General features: G+C 65.9%; 16 protein-coding genes. 5 read left to right on the top strand and 11 right to left on the bottom strand.

The features are described 5' to 3' along the window. Entirely contained in the window at positions 1 to 789 is a 789-nt protein-coding gene (locus C1877_RS13005; RefSeq protein ID WP_015540101.1) for an amidohydrolase family protein, read from the top strand. Here the strand turns inward: C1877_RS13005 and C1877_RS13000 are convergent. The 6 genes from C1877_RS13000 to menB all read right to left on the bottom strand — a co-directional run bounded on the left by C1877_RS13000 (position 786) and on the right by menB (position 10,228). Then, positions 786 to 2,117 carry a hemolysin family protein gene (locus C1877_RS13000; RefSeq protein ID WP_041239605.1) on the bottom strand — a complete coding sequence of 444 codons (1,332 nt, stop codon included), beginning with the start codon at positions 2,115 to 2,117 and terminating at the stop codon, positions 786 to 788. The two genes, C1877_RS13005 and C1877_RS13000, sit on opposite strands and share 4 nt — an antisense overlap. Before the next feature lie 451 nt (positions 2,118 to 2,568). Continuing rightward, positions 2,569 to 4,029, bottom strand: a complete 1,461-nt coding sequence (locus C1877_RS12995; protein WP_114569359.1) for a uracil-xanthine permease family protein — start codon at positions 4,027 to 4,029, stop codon at positions 2,569 to 2,571. Beyond that, a complete protein-coding gene (locus C1877_RS12990) occupies positions 4,026 to 4,604 on the bottom strand; it encodes a xanthine phosphoribosyltransferase (RefSeq protein WP_041239607.1) in 579 nt (192 codons plus the stop codon). The genes C1877_RS12995 and C1877_RS12990 overlap by 4 nt, the downstream gene beginning before the upstream one ends. A 247-nt stretch (positions 4,605 to 4,851) precedes the next feature. Beyond that, positions 4,852 to 6,372, bottom strand: a complete 1,521-nt coding sequence (locus tag C1877_RS12985) for a basic amino acid/polyamine antiporter (RefSeq protein WP_114569358.1) — start codon at positions 6,370 to 6,372, stop codon at positions 4,852 to 4,854. Between the two features lie 89 nt (positions 6,373 to 6,461). Continuing rightward, positions 6,462 to 9,290: an o-succinylbenzoate synthase gene (gene menC, locus C1877_RS12980; protein WP_114569357.1), complete on the bottom strand. Its 2,829-nt coding sequence runs from the start codon at positions 9,288 to 9,290 to the stop codon at positions 6,462 to 6,464. A 98-nt stretch (positions 9,291 to 9,388) separates the two neighbouring features. Beyond that, positions 9,389 to 10,228: a 1,4-dihydroxy-2-naphthoyl-CoA synthase gene (menB, locus tag C1877_RS12975; RefSeq protein WP_114569356.1), complete on the bottom strand. Its 840-nt coding sequence runs from the start codon at positions 10,226 to 10,228 to the stop codon at positions 9,389 to 9,391. Between the two features lie 319 nt (positions 10,229 to 10,547). On the opposite strand from menB, the gene C1877_RS12970 reads away from it, so the two are divergent. Further along, positions 10,548 to 11,105: a TetR/AcrR family transcriptional regulator gene (locus tag C1877_RS12970; RefSeq protein ID WP_015540105.1), complete on the top strand. Its 558-nt coding sequence runs from the start codon at positions 10,548 to 10,550 to the stop codon at positions 11,103 to 11,105. 121 nt (positions 11,106 to 11,226) lie between these two features. On the opposite strand, the gene C1877_RS12965 is transcribed toward C1877_RS12970, so the two are convergent. The 3 genes from C1877_RS12965 to C1877_RS12955 all read right to left on the bottom strand — a co-directional run bounded on the left by C1877_RS12965 (position 11,227) and on the right by C1877_RS12955 (position 15,597). Further along, entirely contained in the window at positions 11,227 to 12,147 is a 921-nt protein-coding gene (locus tag C1877_RS12965; protein WP_114569355.1) for an alpha/beta fold hydrolase, read from the bottom strand. 256 nt (positions 12,148 to 12,403) lie between these two features. Next, the gene (menD, locus tag C1877_RS12960) at positions 12,404 to 14,278 is read right to left on the bottom strand and encodes a 2-succinyl-5-enolpyruvyl-6-hydroxy-3-cyclohexene-1-carboxylic-acid synthase (protein ID WP_114569354.1); all 1,875 of its coding nucleotides are present in this window, start codon (positions 14,276 to 14,278) and stop codon (positions 12,404 to 12,406) included. Continuing rightward, entirely contained in the window at positions 14,275 to 15,597 is a 1,323-nt protein-coding gene (locus C1877_RS12955) for an isochorismate synthase (protein ID WP_114569353.1), read from the bottom strand. Before C1877_RS12955 ends, menD begins: the two co-directional genes overlap by 4 nt. Positions 15,598 to 15,874: 277 nt before the next feature. On the opposite strand from C1877_RS12955, the gene mscL reads away from it, so the two are divergent. Continuing rightward, positions 15,875 to 16,324, top strand: coding sequence for a large conductance mechanosensitive channel protein MscL (mscL, locus tag C1877_RS12950; RefSeq protein WP_015540106.1), 450 nt, complete (start codon positions 15,875 to 15,877; stop codon positions 16,322 to 16,324). A 34-nt stretch (positions 16,325 to 16,358) separates the two neighbouring features. Here mscL and C1877_RS12945 read toward each other — a convergent pair whose 3' ends face one another. Beyond that, a complete protein-coding gene (locus tag C1877_RS12945) occupies positions 16,359 to 17,795 on the bottom strand; it encodes a helix-turn-helix transcriptional regulator (protein ID WP_181813854.1) in 1,437 nt (478 codons plus the stop codon). 445 nt (positions 17,796 to 18,240) lie between these two features. Here C1877_RS12945 and C1877_RS12940 point away from each other — a divergent pair, with 445 nt between their 5' ends. Next, on the top strand, positions 18,241 to 18,621 hold the full coding sequence (locus tag C1877_RS12940; protein WP_015540107.1) for a response regulator transcription factor: 381 nt from the start codon (positions 18,241 to 18,243) through the stop codon (positions 18,619 to 18,621). A 286-nt stretch (positions 18,622 to 18,907) separates the two neighbouring features. Here the strand turns inward: C1877_RS12940 and C1877_RS12935 are convergent, their stop codons facing one another. Next, complete coding sequence (locus tag C1877_RS12935) at positions 18,908 to 20,146, bottom strand: hypothetical protein (RefSeq protein ID WP_041239612.1); 1,239 nt, start codon at positions 20,144 to 20,146, stop codon at positions 18,908 to 18,910. Between the two features lie 354 nt (positions 20,147 to 20,500). Here C1877_RS12935 and C1877_RS12930 point away from each other — a divergent pair. Then, positions 20,501 to 21,431: amidohydrolase (locus tag C1877_RS12930; RefSeq protein ID WP_181813853.1), on the top strand; the 931-nt coding region annotated here is incomplete at its 3' end.

Below are 21,431 nucleotides of genomic sequence, written 5' to 3'. Positions count from 1 at the left end.
ATGGCCGTCATCGACGTGCATGCCCATATCTATCCCGAGAAGATCGCCGAGCGGGCGGTCGGCGCCGTGGGCGAGTTCTACCTCGTGGACATGTACGGGCAGGGCACGGCGGCACATCTGCTGGCCTCGAAGGAGCAGGCGCCCCTCACGCACTTCGTCGTGCACTCGGTGGCCACCAAACCCAGCGCCGTGGCCAGCATCAACGACTTCATCGCCGAACAATGCCGCCTCCACCCCGAATTCATCGGCTTCATGGCCATGCACCAGGACCTCGAGGACCCCGAGACGGAGATCGAGCGCGCCGTCGGCCTGGGCCTGCGCGGCATGAAGCTGCATCCCGACACCCAGAAGGTGAACATGGACGACCCGCGCCTCATGCGCATCTACGGGATGATCGAGGGTCGGCTGCCGCTCATCGTGCATACGGGCGACTACCGCACCGATTTCTCGCATCCGCGCCGGCTCAAGAACATCCTGCGCACGTTCCCCAACCTCGTGGTGGACGCGGCGCACTTCGGCGGCTGGTCCGTCCCCGAGATCGGCTACGACGTGCTGCACGAGGAGAACGTGCTCATCGACGTGTCCAGCTCCTTAGCCTTCCTGGGCAATCGGCGCACGCGCGAGCTCGTGAGCCTGTGGGGCGCCGACCGCGTGATGTTCGGCTCCGACTTCCCCATGTGGGACCCGGCGAGCGAGTACGACACGTTCACGTCGCTCGGCTTCTCCGACGGCGACTTGGAGAAGATGCTCTGGAAGAACGCCGAGCGATTCACGGGCGTGAGGGTTTAGCGGTCCTTCTCCGAGCCTTCGGCCTCGGGCTTCTGCTCAAGCACTACGCGCACCTTGTCGATGCGGTGACGGTCCATGTCCACGACGGTGAACGTGGCCTTGCGGTCGTCGTGCTCGATGGTCACGGAGTCGCCCTCTTCGGGAATGCGGTCGAACAGCGACAGCAGCAGGCCGCCCGTCGTCTCGCATTCGGAGGCCTCCTCGGGCTCGAAGCCGATGAGCTCCTCCACCTCGTCGATGGCCATGGAGCCGTCCACGAGGTAGCTGCCGTCGTCGAGGCGCACCACGTCCTCCGAGCCGCCGTGCGCGTATTCGTCGTCGATGCGGCCGACGATCTGCTCCATGATGTCGCTCATGGTGACGATGCCCGACGTGCCGCCGTGCTCGTCGATGACCACGGCGATCTTCGTGTGCTTCGCCTGCAGGATCTGCAGCAGCTTCGCGATGGGAATGCCCTCGGGCACGGCCTGGATCGTGCGGATGCGCAGGTCTTCCATCGTGCTGTCGGGCGGCAGCGTGTAGAGGTCCTTCACATGCACGAAGCCGACGATGCGGTCCTTGTTGCCGCGGCACACGGGATAGCGCGTGTACTTGTACTGCATGATGAGCGCCAGGTTCTCCTCGAGCGAATCCTCAAGGTCGAGGCAGATGACGTTGGTGCGCGGCGTCATGATGGCCTCGGCGTCCTTGTCGCCCAGGTCGAAGATGTTGTCCACGTACTCGTTCTGCTCGGGATCGATGAGGCCGCTCTCGGTGCTCTCGTCGATGAGCAGCTTGATCTCCTCGTCGGTGTACACCTCGTGCTCGTTGGCGATGTCGTGGCCGAGCAGCTTCATAACCCCGTTCGTGATGCTGTTGAACAGCCACATGATGGGGTACGTGATGCGGTAGAACCACACGAGCGGCGTGGCGGTGAACAGGGCGTAGCGCTCCGTGGAGAAGATGGCGAGCGACTTCGGTATGAGCTCGCCCACCACGATATGCAACGCGGTGATGACGACGAAGCCGATGGCGATGGCAATGCCGTGGATGGCCGCCTCGGGCAGGCCGATCGCCAGCAGCGGACCCTCGATGAGCTGGGAGACGGCGGGCTCGCCCAGCCAGCCCAGGGCGAGCGAGGCCAACGTGATGCCCAGCTGGCAGGCGGAGAGGTAGGCGTTCACGTTGTCGGCCACGAGTTTGGTGTACTTGGCGCCGGAGCGGTCCTCGTCGACGAGGATCTCCACTTGGGACTTGCGCACCCGCACGAGCGAGAACTCGGCGGCGACGAAGAAAGCGTTCATGAGCAGGAAGAAAAGGACAAGAAAAAGGCTTAACGCAACAGGCATTAAAGCAGGTCTCCTTAGTTCGGTTTTCAATGTCTGCTGGGTGCGGCTTGCCTAACCGCTCCTTCGGGCAGCAGATTTTTGACTGTCCTCGTAATTTGTACCATCCCCGGCAGCCAACGCAGGGAAAAACTACTCTTTATACAGAAGTTGACACTGTTCTGCAACGTCTTGGCAGCTGCTCGGCCGCCAACGTGACGCGATCGTAAGCGAAAGCACAGGCACGTGCAAGGTTGCCGCAGGGCAGGGGCGGTATCGTGGTAGGCGAAGAGAGCCCCCGCGAGAAGGAGCATGGCATGAAGAGAATCCTCGTCACCTTGGCAACACTGGCCGCTATGGGAGGGCTGCTGGCCTACGTGGCGCTGCAGACGCCCCGGCTCGAGAAGAACCGCTAGGCCGGAGCGGGCGCGAGCTACGCGGGTGTTTCGACGCAGGCGGCCGCCCCAAACGCAGATTACGCGCGCGCCAGTTCGCCCTCCTCCGCATCGGGTGCGGAAGAAGGGGCTGGAACCCGGTCGGGAGCCGACACCGATGCCGCCGCGGGCACGCTTGCGGCCGCGGCGGCAGACGCCGCGCCGCCGCGCTCGCCCGCCGCATCCGGCGCATCCCCCGCCTCGGCGTCCCGCGGCAGCACGAGGTTCGCCACCACGGCCACCAGGAACACCACGGCCACGCAGTTCTGCGCGAACACGCTCTGCACGATCTCGGGGAACACCGCGAACAGGGCCGACGCTTGCGTGAAGCCAATGCCCACGGCCAGCGACAGCGCGGCGATGGTGATGTTGCGCTGCGTGAACCCGGCGCGCGCGATCATCTGGAAGCCGCTCACGATGATGTTGCCGAACATCATGATGGTGCAGCCGCCCAGCACCGCCTCGGGCAGCGACGAGAACACCACGCTGATCACCGGCAGGAACGCGGCCAGCACCATGATGACGGCGCCGGTGGCGATGGCGCGCCGGTTCACCACCTTCGTCATGGCCACCAGGCCCACGTTCTGCGAGAACGACGTGATAGGCAGGCAGCCGAAGCACGCCGACAGCGAGCTCACGAAGCCGTCGCACGCGATGGAGCCGGTGAGCTCCTTCTCCTTCACCTCGCGGTTCAGGCCCACCATCGTGAGCGCGGAGGTGTCGCCGATAGTCTCGGTGGCCGACACGAGGAAGATGAGCGTGACCGACACGATGGCGCCCAGGTTGAACTCCGGGGTGAACGGCATGAGCTGCGGCAGCGCGAACAGCTGCATGCCCGCGAACCCGCTGAAGTCCACCGCCCCCATGAACAGCGCCACCACATAGCCTATCACCAGGCCGAACAGCACGGAGAGCTGCTTGGCCTTCCCCTTCGCCAGCACTTGGAACACCAGGCACGACACGAGCGAGACGGTGCCCAGCGCCAGGTTCTGCGGCGACCCGAAGTCCGGCACGCCGCTGCCACCGCCGAACGACGTGGCACCCACGCCCAGCAGCGAGAACCCGATGGACGTTACCACCACGGCCGCCACGATGGGCGAGATGATGCGCCGCCAATACTTCGCGAACAGGCCCAGCACGCCCTCGATGATGCCGCCCACCATGATGGCGCCGATGGCCGTGCTGTAGCCGTACGTGGCCACGATGCCGCAGAGCACGGTAACGAACGTGAAGCTGATGCCCATGACGATGGGCAGCCCCGAGCCGATGCGCCCCAGAGGAAACAGCTGGATGAGCGTGCCGATGCCGGCGATGAGCATGGCGCTCTGGATGAGCGAACCCGTCTGGTCGGTGCCGAGGCCGGCCGCGCCCGCCACGATGACGATGGGCGCGAGATTGGCCACGAACATGGCCAGGATGTGCTGCACGCCGTAGGGCACGGCGCGCAAAAGCGGGATGTCGCCGTCGAGCTTGAACAGCTCCTCGGTTGCGAACGGCTTCATCGGCGGAACTCGATCTCGCCGGTTGCCGGGTCCATGGCGTCCACGATGGCGAGCGACTCCAAGCGGTAACCGCGCTCGCGCAAGCCGTCGCCGCCGGGCTGGAAGCCCTTCTCGATGGCGATGCCGATGCCCTCCACCGTGGCGCCCGCCCCGTCCACCAGCTCAATGAGCCCGTTGAGCGCGCAGCCGTTCGCCAGGAAGTCGTCGATGATGAGCACGTGGTCGTCCGGCCCCAGGAACTTCTTCGACACGATGACGTCGTAGACGCGCCCGTGCGTGAACGACTGGATGCGCGTGGTGTGCATGTCGCCGTCCAGGTTGATGGACTGCGCCTTCTTCGCGAACACCACGGGCACCCCGAAGTGCCGCGCCACCACGCAGGCGATGCCGATGCCCGACGCCTCTATCGTGAGGATCTTCGTGACGGGCGCATCGGCGAACAGGCGCTTGAACTCGGCTCCCATGGCGTCGAACAGCTCGATGTCCAACTGGTGGTTCAGGAAGCTGTCCACCTTCAGGACGCCCTCCGACTTCACCACCCCGTCGCGCCTGATGCGCTCCTCCAACTGCTCCACGTGCCGCCTCCGTCGTCCGCTTTCTCCGTCTCCCGAGCCGCCGTGCGCACCCCCGCGCGCACGGGCGAAACCTCTGCTGGACAGTGTAAAGGACACGCCCGCAGTTGGGAACGGGTCATTTGCCCGAGCAGCCGGAAAGCGAGACGGAAGCGAGCGGGGTGCAGGGCGCGGCAAGCAGCTGGTACGATGCGAACGGCAAAGTTTCAACCGGTAGGCTGCAAAGCCGCGCACCGCGCTCGTTCCGGCCCTACAGCACGACTTGGCCGGTGACTACCAGGACGATGGATGCCACGGCGGCGGCCAGGATGACGAGCACCACCACCTTGTCCAGCGTGCTGCGCAGGTACGGCTCGCCCCGCTCCTTCTTCCCCTTGATGTACATGAGGATGCCCGGCGCGTACAGAAGCGACATGATGGTGAGCCCCACCGCGCCGCTCGCGAACGCTAGGAAGAAGCTGTAGATAACGCCCACGATGCCGAAGATGCGCCAGAACACCAGGCTGCCGCCCACCTTGCCCTTGAATGCCTGCGGCTCCGTGAACGTGAGCTTGGCGAAGTACGCTGCCGACAGCAGGTACGGCAGCAGGATCATGCCGGCGGATATGGTGTAGAAGAACTGGTACGTGCTGTCCGAGAACAGCATGATCACGAGGAACGCCTCGATAATGATGTTCGTGACCACGAGCGTGACGATAGGGGCGCCCTTTTTGTTCGTCTTGGCGAACGCCTTGATGAACACGCCCTGCTCGGCCGCCTCGTAGGGCGATTCGCTCGAGAGCACGGTGTAACCCAGCATGGCGCCCACGAGCGATAGCACCACGCCGCAGTTGATGAGGACGGCGCCCCACTGCCCCACGGCCACCTCCATGACGCCCGCGAGCGCCGGGTTCTCCAGCAACGCCAGGTCGGACAACGGCATGACCCCCATGCTAAGAACGCTTACCAGCAGGTAGATGGTCAGCACGCACACGAACGCGATGATGGTGGCCTTGCCCACGTCGCGCTCCTTCTTCGCGCGCCCGGAGATGGCCACCGCACCCTCGATGCCCACGAACACCCAGATGGTCACCATCATGGTGCCGCTCACCTGCTCCCAGAACGGCAGGTTGGGATCGGCGCCCGTCGCGAGGTTCGCCATGAAGATGCCCAAGTCGAACTTCTGCAGGAAGATGATGGCCGTGATGGCCACGAAGATGGGCACGACCTTCGAGATGGTGATGACGGCGTTCACGCCGGTGACTTCCTTGATGCCGCGCGACACGAGGAACACGTAGAACCAGATGAGGCAGCTCGCACCGACAATGGACGCCAGGTTGTTGCCCTCCCCGAAAATGGGGAAGAAGTACGACAGCGCGCCGAACAAGAGCGCCGAGAAGCTCACCGTGCAGAGAAGCGCGCTGATCCAATAGCCCCACGCGCTGTTGAAACCCAGGAAATCGCCGAAACCGGCGCTTGCGTAGCTGTAAATGCCGCCCTTGAGCTGCGGCTTGATGCGCGAGAGCGCGAAGAACGTCAGCACGAGGCACAGCACGCCCACCGCCGAGATGCCCCACGCTGTGAGAATTGCCGCGCCGCTGGCGCCGTTAGCCGCCTGGTCGCCTGCCAGCGAGAACACACCGCCGCCCAAGATGAGCGTGATGACGGTTGTGACGAGCCGGAAGATGCCGAGGCCTCCCTGCGGGCGGAGGATATCGGCAGATGCAGCTGGCACGACCGCCGGGGCGGCCTCGATCGTCGATGCGGATTGGTGCGATGCGGAAGCGCTCATGGGACCACCGTTCCTCGTCGGGTTGACCGCATCATGATACTCCACCGCCCTGCATTACGTCAGAGCGTTATGCATTATTTTGTATGCCGTTAACGAAGGGAACGGCGCTGCCGCTCGATGACCGTGCGGTCCACGAGAACGTCGGCCAAGGAGGAGCGGTTGAGGTCGCAGCCCAGACCGTGCGGATGGCCGGTGCGGTTGAGCGTCACCCGGCCGCGCTCGGCCGTGTACGGCGGATCGGTGACATCCACGGCAAAGTAGCGTGCGGTGGCGCCGACGTCACCGGGCGCGTCGATGCCGGGCAGCGTTTCGAACGCGGCGTGCAGGCGCCTGGACACGCCGGTGTCGTACATACCGCCCATCCACACGCCAAGGCCGCGCACCTGCGCCAGCCGCAGGAAGTCGAGCGCAGGCTGCACGCCGCCCATCTTGGCAATCTTGAGCGCATAGCATCCCAGTTCAGGATGCTGCAACGCCCGCGCCAGATCGGCCGGGCGGGCGATGGACTCGTCCAGGCAGATGGGCGTATGCAGGCTGCGCTGCAGGCGCGCCAGCCGGTCGAAAAGGTCGGTCGGCCCGACGCCGGGAAGGCGGTGCGGGTCGAGCGGCTCCTCGATCCAGGCAGGGCCGCACGCGTCGAGGGCGCGCAGCTCGTCCAGGTCGTGCTCCGCGAAGCTCTGGTTCGCATCCAGCGTGATCATGAGCCGGGGATACGCTTCGCGCACCGCCTGCACGGACGACAGCGAGCCCCCGGGGGCAACCTTCAGCTTCACCCGGCGATAGCCCGCCTCGACGCAACGGCGCACCGCAGCCACCGTGTCGGCAGCCGCCCCCATGCCCACCACGGCGCCCGCCGGCACAGACGCCTGGCCCGCCGCAGCTCCCCCGTGGGGCACTGCGCCGCCGATCAGCTGCCACAGCGGCTTGCCGACGATCTTGCCGTACAGATCCCACAGCGCCGGCTCGAGCGCACCTTGCGCCAGCGGGAACGCGGCCGCCTCCGCGCAGGCGGCGAACGACGCGCTGGCCTCGGAGGGGTGCAGGTACGCCTCGTTCAGCACCAGGGGGGCCAGCACCTCCTTGAGCACGCGCACGTCCTGGTCGAGCGTCTCGGGCAGGTACCAGTCCGTGGGGAACGCCACGCATTCTCCCAGGCCCGTGCGCCCGGCATGATCCTCCACCTCCACTATGACGGACTCGCGGTCGCGCAGGATTCCCTTCGCCGTCTTGAACGGCCGAAGGAACGGCAGGCGGATGCGGTACAGCGTCACGCGCGCCACCTCGATGCGCTGCTCGTAGAGCGCCTGGAGCGCCGCGCGGTCGATCTTGCCGATGCCCGTGCGGGGGAACTCGTCGAGCGCGAAGAGGCAGCGCGGCTGGTAGAGCTTCGACAGGCGCGTGCTCAGGCTGGCGCGCACGGTGGCGGCGAACTGCTGCGGCGCGACCGGCTCCGTGCGCTGCGGGGCGGCGGGGCGCTCGCGCTCCACGAACGCCACGGGACGGCGGCCCCAGACGGCGTCGGGCGCGCCGAACACGTAAGCCTCGGCCACGCCGGGCACGCGCACGAGCTTGTCGCGGATCCCGGCCGGGTAAACGTTCTCGCCGCCCGACACGAACATATCGGTGGTGCGCTCCTTCACGTACAGCCGCCCGGCCGCAAGCGCCGCCGTGTCGCCCGTGAGGAAGAACCCGTCCACCGTGTGCGCCGCCCGCGCGTTGAGGTAGCCCTCGAACACGCCGGGGCCCTTGACGGCCAGGCGGCCGAAGCCCTGCGCGTCGGGGTCGACGATGCGCGCCTCGTAGCCCGGCAGCAGCCTCAAGCCCCCGTCGAACGAGGGCGTGACCTGCGCATGGGCAATCTGGCTGGACGTCTCCGTCATGCCGTAACTCGCGTACACGCGGGCGCCGGCTGCGGTTGCGCGGCTAAGCGTATGCGGGTTCGACGCCGCCCCGCCCAGCAGGATGCAGCGATAGCCCTTCAGCGTATCCGCCTCATCCTCGTTCAACAGGTCCTGCAGCATCTTGTCCACCACCGACACGTGGGTGACGTGCGAGCGCGCCGCATCGGCCAGCACGCGCTTAGCGTCGAAACGGCGGTAGAGGATGAAGGGAACCTGCCCCAGCAGGCTGCGCACGACCACCTGGAAACCGCCGATGTGGTACAGCGGCAACGCCGCCTGCCACATACCTGAGCCGGGGCTGTTGAGGGCGGCGTTCGACGCCTCGGCGGCGCGGCATACCTGGTCCCAGGCCAGCGGCACGGCCTTCGGCTTGCCGGTCGTGCCCGAGGTGAACATGATGAGGGCCCGTGCCTTCGAGTCGAACACGTGGGCGGAACGCTCCGCGAAGTGGATGATCTCCTCGAGCGCGTCCTGCCGCTGCGTCTCGTCGCGCCGGCGGCGTGCCGCACGGTTGGAGGTCGCCCGGCCCAGGCCGCGCGCAGAGCGCGGTGCCGCCGTGGCAGCCGAGGCCCGCGCCGTGAAGCTCGGGCGCATCGTGCGGGCGGCAGCCGGATCGGAGCGCTCCTCGCCCGCGAGCAGGGCGGCGGCATGGTCGAACAGACCTTGCGCGCGCTCCTCATCGATGCGGAACGCCACGCGCTCGCCCAGGCAGCGCTCCAGCTCCAGCAGGCGGGACAGCTTCTCGCCTGGTGCCAGCCGGTTGTTCACGGTCACGATGGTGAAGCTGCCGTAGGCGGCTGCCAGGACCAGCATCACGTACAGGGGGCAGTTCGGCAGGTCGACCGCGATGCAGCCGCCGCGCTGCACGCCCTTCGACTGCAGGTAGCGGGCAAGGGCAGCCGCGAGCATGCGCACCTCGCGGTACGAATACGGCGCCTCCTGACCCGCCCCGTCGACGTACGTGAAGCACGTCCGCTGCGGGTATCGGCGAACCATGCTCTCGAATGCGCTGATCATCGCCTACCCGTTCCTGATTCCTGCCTCGCATCCTGTCTTGCTCCCGGGAAGCCGCCCCGCCGAGCTGCACGACGCTTCCCTGACGACCCTGCCCGACCCTACGGAAATTTCGGGAACTGCGTGAAGTCGGGCGCGCGCTTCTCCTTGAACGCGTCGCGGCCCTCCTTCGCCTCGTCGGTGGTGTAGTACAGAAGCGTCGCGTCGCCGGCGAGCTGCTGGATGCCTGCCAGGCCGTCGGTGGCCGCGTTGAACGACGCCTTCATGAAGCGCAGCGCCGTGGGGCTCAGGCGCAGCATCTCGCGCGCCCAGCTCACGCACTCCGCCTCCAGCTGGTCGAACGGCACCACCTTGTTCACCAGGCCCATCTCCAGCGCCTCCGCGGCCGTGTACTGGCGGCAGAGGTACCATATCTCGCGCGCCTTCTTCTGGCCCACGATGTTGGCCAGGTAGCCCGCGCCGTAGCCGGCGTCGAAGCTGCCCACCTTGGGGCCCGTCTGGCCGAACTTGGCCGTGTCGGCCGCAAGCGACAGGTCGCACAGGATATGCAGCACATGCCCGCCGCCGATGGCGTAGCCGTTCACCATGGCGATGACGGGCTTGGGCACCACGCGGATGAGGCGCTGGAGGTCCAGCACGTTGAGGCGCGGGATATTGTCCTCGCCCACGTAGCCGCCGTTGCCGCGGATCTTCTGGTCGCCGCCGGAGCAGAACGCCTGGTCCTCGGGACGCCCGTCATGGTTGGCGCCCGTGAGGATGATGACGCCGATGCCCGCGTCGTCGCGCGCGACCGTGAACGCGTCGTAGAGCTCGTTCACGGTGAGCGGCGTGAACGCGTTGCGGCGCTCGGGCCGGTTGATGGTGATCTTGGCAATGCCATCGCAGGTTTCGTAGATGATCTCGCGGTATGCCTTGCCCGCCTGCCACGCGGTATCGCCCATGGCCGTCCTTTCGCTGCGCGCCTCGATCGTCCGAGCACGCCTGTTAGGGAAGAATGTTCGGTAGGATGAGCATATACTATCGCGCCCCGCAGCCTGGAACAGCCGAACGCAGAATAATTCCGAAAAAGAACGGTGACCGTCAACGAAAACATGAAGACGGAACAGGCGCTCCTTCCCCCGGCACGTCTCTGCAGGACCGCACCAGTCAACGCACGGAAGGACGGCGAATCTCACAGCGGCAGGCGGAGGCGAAAAAAGCCCGGCCCGGTCGTACTATAATGGTGCCCGCACCCGCCGAAAGCCCGAGCGAGGAGATCCGATGTACGTCGAACCGAAGGATTCCCGACAACGCTGTACCAAAGAGCGCCTGTTCGCGTCGTTCGAGCGGGCGTTGCAGAGCAAGGCCGTGTCGGACATCACGGTAAGCGAGGTCTGCAGCGACGCGGGCATTTCGCGCAAGACGTTCTACAAGTACTACTCGGATCCGTTCGCGCTGTTGCTGGCCATGCAGGATGACCTGTTCGCCGGGTTGGGGCAACGCTTGACTAAGCTACCGCCCGACGTGTACGTCATCTCGTCGGATATCATCGACTTCGTGGCCGAGCATCGCGTGGTGGCGAAGGCGGTATTCGAGAACCGTGGCGAGGGAAACCTCATCGATCGCGTGCTCGCCTACCTGCATGCCACCTATCACGAAAGCTGGGAGCAGGCGAACCCCGACATGTCCGAGCAGGCGGTGGAATTCCTGTTCCACTACGTTACCTCCGGCTGGGTGGGCATCGTCAGGCTCTGGCTCTTCCAGCACCCCGATCTAGAAGTAGGAGAGGTCAAGGCGCAGGCCGAGAGCCTGTTGAAGCTGACGACGCCCCGCGCTTGAGGAACACCGTGCGTCCCGGGAGCGGAATGGCACGGTGCGCAGAGGCCCTTGCGCCATCCCACTCCCGCCGTCGTTCGTACCCGCGCTCCTTCGCCGGGCGCGCGGGCTTAGGGGCGCGGCGCTATCCGGGGAAACCCTCGAGGGCACGCAGGTAGGCCGCAGGCGCCTCGAGGTGGACGTTGTGGCCCGCCCCGGCCACGATGCGCACCTCGCACAGCCCTTCATCCTCCAAGCCCTCGGCAAGCGTGCGGTACTTCACGTCGAGCGCGCCAGCGATATACCGCACCGGCGCGCCGCTGACGCGCAGCGAGGCGAGCACAGCAAGGGCGTCCACGCGCGCGGGCATGGCGTGCTGGCCAGCATGCTCGAACGTGCGGGCGAGGGCTTCGGCGTCGTTCGCCAGACGACTGGCACGCATGCGTTCGCGGGCCGAGGCAGGCAGGTCGCGCTGGGTGGCGAACAGGTCCAGGCGCTCCCAGGCATCCATGAACGCCGAGAGCCCGTCGCGGCGCAGGGCTGCGGCGTTGCGCGCATCGCGCTCGGCAGCGTCTTCGCGCTCGTGCTCGTCAACCGGGCCCAGCCCGGCGCTTTCCAGCACGAGGCCCCCAGCAAAACGGGCGAACGTTTCCGGCTGACTGCTGGCGGCGGCAAGCGCGACACGCCCTCCCATCGAGTAGCCCACCACCAAGGGTTTCCGAGAGCCATGCGCAGCCGATGCGGAACCTCCGTTTGACCTTCCTGGCGCGGCGAGGGCAGCAACGCCAACCGGAGATGCGAGGTACGCCAGCAGCATCTCGCCCTGCACCCCGAGCGCATAGGCATCAGCACCCTCCGGCCGGTCGCTGCCGCCGTGGCCAACGAGATCGAGCGCCACGACGGAGCGCGTGCGGCCCAAGAGCTCGGCTATGTTATCCCAGCTTGCGGCGCTCTGGGCAAAGCCATGCAGCAGCACGACAGGCGCGGCTTCGGCAGCCTCGCTTTCCCAGACGGCGAAGCGGTAGCGCACGCCATCATGCTGGAAGAACCCCTCTCGTTTCGCCATGGTGCGCCTCTCTCCCTGCGGTGCCGATACGGACAGAAGACAGTGGACAGAATTCTAGGCTATGGTCGAAAATCGGGCCGCACAAGCGAGACATCGACGTCAGAGACTTGGCAGCCAAGCAATACGCAAGGTCAGATGCTTGCTTTCTTCGGCCTCGCTCGCGCTGTCCAAACGACCCTTGCCCTAGCCTTGCATTTTGTCCATGACTCTTTTGGTTATTTATAGCGCCACTCACTTGGAAAGCGTCGCCGTGCCTCTACCAGTACGGGGCATAGCGATCCTTCAACCCCGAAAGCGGCACGCGCACCTCGACGAGCGAGATGCCGGGGGTGCCGAGCAGCGCGCGGTAGGCTTCGTCGAACGCCGGCACGGTGTCGGCGCGGCGGTACGGCACGCCGAACGCCTGCGCGGCCGCCCGGAAATCCACGTCCTGCGGGGTGAGGAACAGCCGCTCGAAATACGGGTCCTCCGATTTCTGGGGCAGCATGTCGAAGATGCCGCCGCCGTTGTTGTTCAGCAGCACGATGACGATGCTCGGAACCGCGCCGGGCGCGACGTTGTCGGATGCCGCATCGGTCGCATGGCCGGGCGTTACGGCGCCGGCCGCTTTGCTGGACGCCGCGTCGAGCGAGGCGGAGAAGCACGCCGCTGCCTCCCGCTGCAAGCGCAGCTCGCGCTGCAGCGCAAGGGCGTTCAGGTCGTGCAGCAGGGTGAGATCGCCCGTGACCAGCGTGGTCTGGGCGAAGTGCTGCGCCGCGCCCAGCGCCGTGGACACCGTGCCGTCAATGCCGTTGAGGCCCCGGTTGCACAGGACGGCGAGGCGCTTGGCACTTTTCAGGTAGAACGTGTCGAGGGCCCGCACGCTCATGGAGTTGGCCGAGAACAGGCACGAACCTTCCGGCGCGAGTTCCACGACCCGCCGGACGAACGCCCCCTCGAAGCCGGCCTCCGCATCGTCCACCGAAGCGATGCGCTTGCGCGCGGCGTCGTTCGCGTCGATCCACGCGCGCGCGAAGGCCCGCTGCACGTCGTCGGGATCGTAATCGATCGTCCGCACGTCGTACGCGAACCCGAGCGACCCCGCCAGCTCCGACGGCCTGCAGCGCACGAACACGTCGGTGGCCGCGTTGCAGTCCCGCGTCTCCAGCGGATCGACCACGATCTGCACCGGACGTGCCGCGGCAACCAGCTGCGTCGCCTTCTTCGACACCGGATAGCGCCCGAACCGCACGACCACCTCGGGCGCAAGGCCGTCGGGGGCCGCGCCGCCCGGGCCGAGCACAGAGTCGTAGTTGTCGATGACCAGGGGGTCGTCCGAAGACCGCAGGCCGGACAACGGGTCCGCGAGCAATGGCAGGCGGAAAGCTCGCGCCCAATTGAGCACCTTGCCGGCTTCGAGCTCGCCTGTGCAGGTCCCCTCGCCCGCGTACACGAGCGCGCGCCGGTCCGCGAGCAGCGCGGCCAGACGCCCGGCGTCGCTCGGCGCAAGCTGCTGCGAAACAGGAACGGATGTTTCACGTGAAACATCCAGGCGCCGCGCCGACTCGAACAGCCCTTCCGCGCTGAAGTCGGGCTTGAGCGGCTCGTCGAACGGGAAGTTGAGGTGCACGGGCCCGCCGAAGCACTCCTCGCCCGCCGCGATGACCGCCTCGCGCGCAGCCTGGCGTGCGAACGCGAGCGCCGCGCCGTCGGCCGAGGGCAGCGGCATCTGGCGGAACGCGCGCACATGGTTGCCGTAGGCGTTCAGCTGGTCGCACGTCTGCGGCGCGCCGAGGCCCTGCAGCCGCGGCGGGCGGTCGCCCGTGAGAACCACGAGCGGCACGCGCGACGACTCCGCCTCCATGACCGCCGGATAGTAGTTCGCCACCGCCGTGCCCGACGTGCAGACGACGGCGGCAGGATGCCCGCTCGCCTTCGCCAGCCCGAGCGCGAAGAAGGCCGCACCGCGCTCGTCCACGTCCACGAACACGCGTAGCCGCCCCGGCTCGCGCCGCGACAGCTCGAACGCCGTCATCGTCAGCGGCGTGGAGCGCGAGCCGGGGCTCACCACCATGTCGTGCACGCCCCACCGCGCCAGCTCGTCGAAGAACGCGCCCAGGAACAGCGCCGTCGCGCGCGGATCGGCGCTCATCGGCCGGCTCCTTCGTCAACGCGCTGGTCGCTCAAAGAGTCAGCGAGGGTTTCCGCAGCGTCGGCTTCATCCTCTCCGCTGAAAGCGGAGAGGATGGTCATGAGCTTCATGCCTATCTCGTCGTACTCGTCGTCGGCCACGCTGCCCTCCACGATGCCGCAGCCGGCGTACACCCAGCCGATCTCGCCATCGAACACGCCGGTGCGCAGCGCCACCGAGAACTCGCCGTCGCCCGCGCCGTCCACGTAGCCGCACGCACCGGCGAAGAAGCCGCGGTTGTACGCCTCCACCTCGCGCAGCAGCATCTTCGCCTCGCCCACCGGCGTGCCGGCCACGGCGGGCGTGGGGTGCAGATCCTCCATCATCGACCACAGGTCGACCCCCTCCAGAAGGCGCGCCCGCGCCGGCGTGCACAGGTGCTGCACGTGCGTGAGCGGGAGTATTCCCGGCTCGGCGGGCACGTCCACGCCGTGGCAGGTGCGGCGGAACACCTCGCGGATGAACCGCACCACGTAGTCGTGCTCGGCGCGGTTCTTCGGGTCGGCCATGAGCTCGGCCGCCAGACGCGCGCGCTCGTCCTCGGAGCCGCCGGCCGGGCAGGTGCCTGCCAGGCACATGCTCTCCAGCTCGGCACCGCGCTTGCGCACCAACAGCTCGGGCGTGCAGCCGCAGAAGAACACGTCGGCGTAGCGGTACAGGAGCACCGTGCCCCGCGCCGGCCCGTCTATCAGGTTCACCAGCAGGTCCTTCGACGAGAACGGACGTGTGGCCACCAGCCGCTGCCGCCGTGACAGCACCACCTTGTCCACGCGCCCCGCCTCGATGGCCGCCAGGCCCGCGCCCACGGCGTCGCGCCATGCCTCGCGCGAGTCGGGCTCCAGCCGGTACGGCACCGTCTCGCGGCGGCGCGGCGGCGCGGCGAGCGCCTGGCGCATGAAGCGTGCGATGCGGCCCGGGTATACCGGGCCGAGCGAGTTCACCTGCAACAGCGTGCCCCGTTCGTTCTCGATGAGCACGATCTCGGGCAGCATGAACTTCAGCCGGGGGAACGCCTCGAACAGCTCGTCGGCAGGAGCCGGATTCTCCGCATCGAAGCGGTTGAACGAGAAATACACGGGCGGCTGCTCCACCGGCCCCTCCAACTCGCTTTCGGCCCCGTCGAGCGTCGGAAGCGCGATGCAGCGCCCGAGCCCCATATAACGGCACGCCCGCTGCTTGTCGTAGTATACGAACTGGTCGGTGAACCCTTTCTGCATCAGGCAGAACGCGTCGACGATATCGGCCCCGATCGGGAGGGTATGCGAATGGATCTTGGTCATGACGCTCCTTACCGCACCTGCTCGAAGCCGAGCATCGTCTTAACCGTGGTCTTCACTTTGTTCACGAGGTCCTCCGATCGTCCGGGAACAGCAGCACGCGAGATCGCACAGCCCCATAGTATACCCGTCCGAGCGCCGGGTTCCCGACCGCGGCCGCAAGGGGTTGCCAGCGTGCGCCGGTCAACGATTCCATGAACTTCTCGCCTGCACGCCGGCCGCATCCTATACTGGAACGAACCTCCGAAGACGAAGCGTCACGATCGACGAAAGGGCCTCCATGAAGAAGTTTTTACAGGAATTCAAGGATTTCATCAACCAGGGCAACGTGATGGACCTGGCCGTGGCCGTGGTCATCGGCGCGGCGTTCACCGCCATCGTCAACTCGGCAGTGAGCGACCTCATCATGCCGATCGTGGGCGCGTTCACCGGCGGCGTGGACTTCTCGGACATGAAGCTGTACCTGCCGCTGGGGGCGGGCGATTCCGCCATCGCCTACGGAAGCTTCATCAACGCCGTCATCCAGTTCGTCATCATCGCGTTCGTGGTGTTCCTTATGGTGAAGGCCCTGAACAAGGCCCGCTCGCTGGCGAAGCACGGCAAGCAGGCGCAGGAGAAGGAGGCCCCGCACTGCCCGTACTGCCTCGAGGAGGTGGCCGAGGGAGCCACGCGCTGCCCCCACTGCACGGCCGAGCTGCCCGAACCAGCCGGCTTCACCGCCAAGGCGTAGGACGCTCGCCCGCCGAGCGTTGCCATGCCCGCCCTCATACCTCTTCGGGCGGCAGGGGCACGGCATCCTCCTCGGTGGAGAACATCCGCTCGCGCTTCGCGACGAACGCCTTCAAATCGCTCTCGGAGTGGATATCCAGCTTGCCGTACAGATTGTGCAGGTGCGTTTTGATGGTGTTCGAGGTGATGTACAGGTCCTCGGCTATCTCCTTGCGCGACTTTCCCTCTATCAGGCTGTACATGATCTCCAATTCGCGCTGCGTCAGCCCGAAGTCCTGCGCCACCACCTCGCAGGTGCGATAGCTGTCCGTGGCCTCATCGGGATCTCCGGGACGCACGAACCCCCAGCCCGTGCGCATGTTCGCGTTGTTGGTGAGCAGCAGCGCCGTCATCAGCACCAAAAAAGCCAGCGTGCAGAAGAACACGACGATCTGCGCGGAATCCGCCAGCACCTGCAGGGCCACGCTGCCCACCACGATGCCCAGCGCGCGCCCCAACATGAGCGCCGTGCTGGGGCAAGAGGCAACCCAGGTAGCCGGCTGGTCGCAGTTCTTGATAAGGTACGATCCCAAACCCCACAGCACCAGGTCAAGGTACAGGAATCCCGTCACCTGCAGCACGCCCGCCATTACCGACGACGGGCCCAGCATGCCCACCGCCAGCAAACCTGCCCCCGCAAGCGGAAACCCTATTTGGTAGATTGAGCGGTTGAAGTCCATCTGCAGCACCAGCACCGCCAGCAAGGCGAGCGCTGCCGCGAAGAAGTACCCGACCGAATCGAGCATCTGGGAGAGAAAGCCCGAGAAGCTCAAGAAGCCCAGCGGTATACCCAGCGCCAAGCCCTGCGTGACGGAGGTGGCCATGAAGCGATAGGGAATGAACAGGTCGTTCGCAGATTCGCGGTAGAGCACCTTCTGATCGGGGAACACCCTGCCCTTCGCGCAGTAGAACAGCAGCACGATGAAAGCTGGCAGCACGAAGGCCACGACCCACCGCAAAAGCGGGTCGAGCAGCGTGATACCCAGCGACAGCACCCCCGTGGCAAGCGCCGAGGCAATGCCGAACGTCAACGTGGGCGTCATTCCCAGCATGCCGAAGATGCGCCCCAGCTCTATATGGATGCCCATGGTTCCCACGGCCAGCAGCACCATGCCCAACACCAGCGTCGCGAAACGGAACGCGTCGTCCGCAATCCCCGCATGGGTTTCCATGAAGAGAAAGAACACGCCCAGCACCATGCTGACCACAAGAAACCAAAGGTACGCGTCCTTGTCGAATACCTTGATCTTCCTGAAGCGGAATGCGAAGAACAGGCACACGCCCGCGCAGATGAACAGAAACGGCACGATGGTGGAGAACTCGAAGCCGGCTACCCGGAACGTGCCGGGAAAGAAGAAACCGTCCAGGAACAGCAGGACGGCGAACGTCTTGTAGGCGGTGAAGCCAACGAAAAGCGTCGGTTGCTCCCGCACATCGTGGACAACTTTACGCATGCCGCCAAAGCGAGTGCCCTCAGCCTCCATATGGATCCCCCCGATATCCATCGACTTCGCGAGCAAACGCACAGCCCCACGTCAAACAGGCTGTATAGCCCCCGCTCACGCCACTGGCGAGTATACCTAAACCCGCTGGAAAAGCATCTAATACTTATGGGGTGAGATGCTCGGGAAGCGTAAACCACCTCTGGCGGAGGATGGCGCCGGCCAAGCCGAAACCGCATTATTTTATCCAGCACGTGCGCCTTGCCCGGCATTTCCGAGGAAGGAATACCGCAAGGAGGTGAAACAGGGGGACGGGCACGAGCGCGACAAACTACTGAAGTTTCGCGAGAAAGCGGAAACCAAGTATCACCCCCTGCTCCCCTTCCGGGTCGCTCCCGGAAGGGGAGCGTCAAAATGAAGGGAGGCGTCGTTCGCCATGAGCACCCGAACACCCGCCCACGGCTCCGAGCGCTACCTGGATTTCACGAACGCCCAAGGACTCTGCTTCCGCATGCAGGTTGAGGACGACCCTCATGACGCCTGCGCATTCACCGTCCGCGTCACCCCCCTGCAAGGCCACGGGGAGCCCGACGCGAGCCAACCCGCCTTTTCGCAGCACGCGCTGCTCTCCGCCCTCACGTCGCGCGAGCGCGACGTTGCACTACTCATAGCCGAGGGCTTCACGAACGACCAGATCGCCCTCCGGCTGTGCATCAGCCTCTCCACCGTCAAATCCCACATCCAGAACATCTTCGCCAAAGCCCACGTGCCCAACCGCACGGCGCTCGTCGCCCTACTGCACGACGCGGCACGCTAGCCTCTGCGCAGCGCCGCACCAAGCAGAACACAGAAGGCGCGAAGTCGAGGGATATCGTCAAGAAGCCAGCCACCCCCCCCCGGAGCGAAGGACCCGAGGAGCGCTCCTCGGCAGCCGAAGCACCTTAGCTAAAGCCTTTTCGCAGAAGGCGCCTCTTCGGACGTCCTCCCCCGCCGCGCCTTAACCGCACAGCGCAAAAGCCCCCCGCCGCGGGGACTGAATGCGGCGAGGGGCTCGAGGAATAAGATGTCGAGCGCGCCTGTCGGTGCGCGCTGCGACCGGGTAGTTAAGCCAGCATCGGCATGATCAGGTACATGACGGCGAACGACCATGCGGTGCATACCGTGAAGATAGCAACCTGGATCAGGCAGATGGGATGGTAGGTTCCCTTGAAGCGGAACACCTTCAGCACCCACTCGACCAGCGGCGCGAACACCACGGCGCCGATGAGGATGGTGGGGATGACGATGGCCCAGCTGGGCGGATAGGTGCTCACGACGGCGGACGCGAACACGATGCCCGCGAACGTGAAGGCCATGCCCGTCTTCTTCCACTTGGGGTACCAGATGAGGATGGCCAGAGCGCCCGTGACCACCTGCACCATGATGAGCAGGGGGAAGTTGCCGGAGCCGTATGCGGGATGCAGCGGGTTCATGACCCACGAGATGATGCCGCCCACGTACATGCCGATCGTGGCCCACGAGCTGCCCCAGATGGTCAGCTGGCCGATGTCGCCGAAGATCTGGTGCACGAAGAACTTGCTCTTGTTCTGGTCCGTGGGGTTCGCGCCCTCGGCCGGCGCCGGGATGGTCATCCACGGCATGAGGCGGAAGATGAGCGAGCACACCGGCACCACGATGGCCACGCCGGCGGACACGGCGATGAACAGCGGCAGCCCCAGCGGGGACACGATGCCGTACAGCAGGGCGTAGCACACCGGGCAGGTGACGATAGTGCCCAGGATGAGCGACGTTGCCACCTTCTTCAGGTCGGACCCGTAGAAGATCACGAACACCTGCACGGTGAGCACGGTGGCGAACGTGGGAATCCAGCCGCTGGCGAACAGGCCGCCGTAGAGCAGCTGGCCCAGGATGAGCGACAGGCAGGTCGTCACGAACATGGTGGTGAAGATGTGGCCGTTGCCCGCCACGCCGGTGCCGGCGTGGGCCGACTTCTTGCGCTCGAGCGCGGCGGCCACGAAGCCCATGATGATCATGCCGATGGAGGCCGGGAGCGCCGCGATGAACGAGCCCTCGGTCAGGTCGGCGAAGAACCAGGCCACGCGGTAGAGGGGCGAACCCTCGATGCAGCCGGTCATCATGGTGCCGAAGTCGTAGATGAAGTTGTTGTTCATGAGCAGGGGCTGCACGTAGCTCATGAGCGCGTACAGCGCGATGGCGGCTACGACGGTGATGCAGAACGCCGGCAGGATCTCCTTGCGGGACACGGCCGTCGCGGGTGCTTTCGATGATGCGGGTGCGTCTGCGACGATGGTCGCATCGTCGTCGATGATCGTGTTCTCCACGATGACACCTTCTCTCGTTTCCGATTGGTATTGCCACAAAACCCCTGGCGAGCAGGCAGATGGCCGCCCTTGTCGCCCTTTGCAGCACGTTATGGATTTTTCCGAGGAAGGATTACGTTGCGGCCCATCCTACCCCACGCCCCCGCCGGAAGGGAATCGGCCGAAAGTACGATCATACCCGCGATATCGTCCTTACGGCCGGTGGCAGGAAGGACGAGTTTTACTCTATGCTGTGCAGCGGGGATGATTCATGGTTTCACGATAACGCCGACCGGTGCGGCCGCATTGCCGCATGCAGGCAAAGGCGCTCTTCCGCTTTTCCGCGATAGTATCGAAGGAAAAGGAGAACCTGTTATGAGCACTTGGTATCCCGAGGCAGACCTGGTCATCCAGCATCCGAAGATCTACACCGTCGCCATCACGTGCGACGAGGTGAAGGAAGGCAAGACGGACTTCCCCATCATCGAGGACGGCGGCGTGGCCGCCAAGGACGGCAAGGTCATCGCCGTGGGCACGGCCACCGACGTCCAGCAGTTCATCGGCGAGCACACCGAGGTCATCGACGCCTCCGGCAAGATCCTCACGCCCGGCTTCGTCGAATGCCACATGCACTGCAAGTGGACCGGCGAGCAGATGCTCAACCTCGACTTCAACGGCGTGACCAGCCGCCAGGCCATCCTCGACGCCGTGGCCGAGAAGGCCGCGAACACCCCCGACGGAGAGTGGATCGAGGGCGACGGCTGGAACGAGCTCATCTGGGAAGACAGCCAGGAGGTCATCACGCGCCGCGAGCTCGACGAGGTCGCCCCGAACAACCCGGTGTTCCTGCTGCACATGTCCGTGCACACCATCGCCGCGAACTCTCTCGCGCTCGAGGCGTGCGGCTACACGAAGGACACCCCGCAGCCCGAGGGCGCCGAGATCGGCCACTACGACGACGGCGAGCTCGACGGCCTGCTGTACGAGAACGGCGCGCTCCAGCCCATGCTGAAGGCCAAGCCGGCCCTTACCGACGCCCAGCACCTCGAGAGCCTCGTGCTCATCGGGCAGCGCCTGAACTCCTTCGGCATCACCAGCGCCATCGACGCGAACCTCAACTACAAGCAGATGCACATCTACAACGAGGCCCGCAAGCAGGGCAAGCTCACCTACCGCGGCAACCTCATGTTCTACCTGGACCCGCAGTTCGGCTCCTTCGAGGACAACCTGCGCCGCCTGGAGGAGATGGACTGCGTCACCGGCTTCGGCGACGAGATGCTGAAGCTCAACGGCTGCAAGGTCACGC

The organism is Gordonibacter pamelaeae, from assembly GCF_003340385.1.
Taxonomy (GTDB): Bacteria; Actinomycetota; Coriobacteriia; order Coriobacteriales; family Eggerthellaceae; genus Gordonibacter; species Gordonibacter pamelaeae.
The sequence above is the reverse complement of the archived record's forward strand: the minus strand, read 5'-3'. Positions and strand labels throughout refer to the sequence as shown.

Coding starts and splice junctions, on each gene's coding strand:
- C1877_RS12995 (WP_114569359.1), bottom strand. CDS start 4,029: ATGAAGCCGTTCGCAACCGAGGAGCTGTTCAAGCTCGACGGCGACATC.
- C1877_RS12985 (WP_114569358.1), bottom strand. CDS start 6,372: ATGAGCGCTTCCGCATCGCACCAATCCGCATCGACGATCGAGGCCGCC.
- C1877_RS13005 (WP_015540101.1), top strand. CDS start 1: ATGGCCGTCATCGACGTGCATGCCCATATCTATCCCGAGAAGATCGCC.
- menB (WP_114569356.1), bottom strand. CDS start 10,228: ATGGGCGATACCGCGTGGCAGGCGGGCAAGGCATACCGCGAGATCATC.
- C1877_RS12940 (WP_015540107.1), top strand. CDS start 18,241: ATGAGCACCCGAACACCCGCCCACGGCTCCGAGCGCTACCTGGATTTC.
- menC (WP_114569357.1), bottom strand. CDS start 9,290: ATGATCAGCGCATTCGAGAGCATGGTTCGCCGATACCCGCAGCGGACG.
- mscL (WP_015540106.1), top strand. CDS start 15,875: ATGAAGAAGTTTTTACAGGAATTCAAGGATTTCATCAACCAGGGCAAC.
- C1877_RS12955 (WP_114569353.1), bottom strand. CDS start 15,597: ATGACCAAGATCCATTCGCATACCCTCCCGATCGGGGCCGATATCGTC.
- C1877_RS13000 (WP_041239605.1), bottom strand. CDS start 2,117: ATGCCTGTTGCGTTAAGCCTTTTTCTTGTCCTTTTCTTCCTGCTCATG.
- C1877_RS12970 (WP_015540105.1), top strand. CDS start 10,548: ATGTACGTCGAACCGAAGGATTCCCGACAACGCTGTACCAAAGAGCGC.
- C1877_RS12965 (WP_114569355.1), bottom strand. CDS start 12,147: ATGGCGAAACGAGAGGGGTTCTTCCAGCATGATGGCGTGCGCTACCGC.
- menD (WP_114569354.1), bottom strand. CDS start 14,278: ATGAGCGCCGATCCGCGCGCGACGGCGCTGTTCCTGGGCGCGTTCTTC.